Origin of the sequence: Mycolicibacterium arenosum (assembly GCF_024320865.1) — a bacterium.
In the GTDB taxonomy this organism is placed as follows: Bacteria; Actinomycetota; Actinomycetes; order Mycobacteriales; family Mycobacteriaceae; genus Mycobacterium; species Mycobacterium arenosum.
Window position 1 is genome coordinate 1 of sequence record NZ_JANDBD010000032.1, and the last position, 1391, is coordinate 1391.

Annotated in this window: 1 protein-coding gene; it reads right to left on the bottom strand. The window is 65.6% G+C overall.

Annotated features, from left to right (window positions below):
• Nucleotides 1–49 precede the first annotated feature (49 nt).
• Nucleotides 50–1285, bottom strand: a complete 1236-nt coding sequence (locus NM203_RS33040) for an IS30 family transposase (RefSeq protein ID WP_456299322.1) — start codon at nt 1283–1285, stop codon at nt 50–52.
• Nucleotides 1286–1391 lie beyond the last annotated feature (106 nt).

The window sequence follows — 1391 nt, forward strand, 5'->3', positions numbered from 1 at the left end:
TGTCAGTTCCGGTCGAAAAGTGAGCAGGTGATTCCGGGGTGGGTTCTAATCAACGTCGCAACACCGACGGACTTTGTGAGGTTAGCAGAGCGGCGAATAGGTCAGCGGGACAGCGATCTTGGAGCACTATGCGGGGGCGGTGGTTGAGCTCGTGTTCGACGGCAAGCAGGTGACTCGCCGAGTGTTTGGCGAGGCTGACGCCCTTGGGGAAGTAGTCGCGGAGCAGTCCGTTGGTGTTTTCGTTGGTGCCACGTTGCCAGGGTGATCGGGAGTCGCAAAAGTAGACGGGCGCTCCGAGCTTGTCGGCGGTAGCGAGATGACGTGCCATCTCGGTGCCCTGATCCCAGGTGATCGACCGCATGAGGGTGGGCGGTAGATCCTGCATGCGCGCCACTAGGGCGGTGTGCAGCGAGTCGGCGTCGCTTCGGAGCAGGTGTACCAAGCGCACCATCCGGGTCGTGCGTTCGACGAGGGTGCCGATCGCCGAGAGGTGGTTGTCGCCGATGATCAGATCCCCCTCCCAGTGGCCGGCTTCAGAGCGGTCCGCCGCGGGGAACGGCCGGTCGTGGATGCTGAGCATCGGCTGTTGGAAGCGGCCCCGTCGGCGCTGCTGTCGGTGGTGCGCTCGGCGGTGATCCCGGCCGGTGCGTAGCGGCGAGCGGCGGTGCGGCGCCAGCCGGGAGGGTCGTAGGAAGCGTGAATTAGGTTGGTACACAGCCTGATAGATGCTTTCATGGCACAGCCGCATCGACGGGTCGTCGGGAAAGCGGTGACGGAGGTGGCGGCTGATCTGTTGTGGGCTCCACCGCCGAAGCAAGAGCTCGGCGACCACGGTGCCGAGGTGTTGGTTGGTCTCGACCCGGCGCCGATGATGACGCGCTCGGCGCACGGTGGCGCGACGTTGAGCATCGAAGGGGCGATACCCGCGGCCAGCCACCGAGTTGCGTCGGAGCTCCCGCGAGATCGTCGACGGCGCCCGACCGAGCCGCGTGGCGATCGCCCGCAGGCTCAGCCCGGACTTTCGCAGATCGGCGATCTCGATGCGCTCGTCCTGAGACAGGTAGCGCGAACTGATCTGTCGAACCGCGAGGCGGTCCAGGGGCGCCACGAACCCGACCACCACACCGTTGCGGTACACGTTGTGACCGCGCGCCCAGTTGGTGCCCGAGGACCGCGACACGCCCACTTCGCGGGCCGCGGCGCGCACACTCCATCCGCGAGCCCGTAGCTCCATGAAACGCTGACGCTTGGCCGACTGCGGACGACGCCCTGGCCCCTTCTTCACCCGACGCGACGATGTCAACACAACCTCCAGAATCTAGAGAAGTGTTGCGACCGTCCCTAGAAACCACCCCGGAACAGGCTGCTCACAATTCAACCGGAGCTGACAG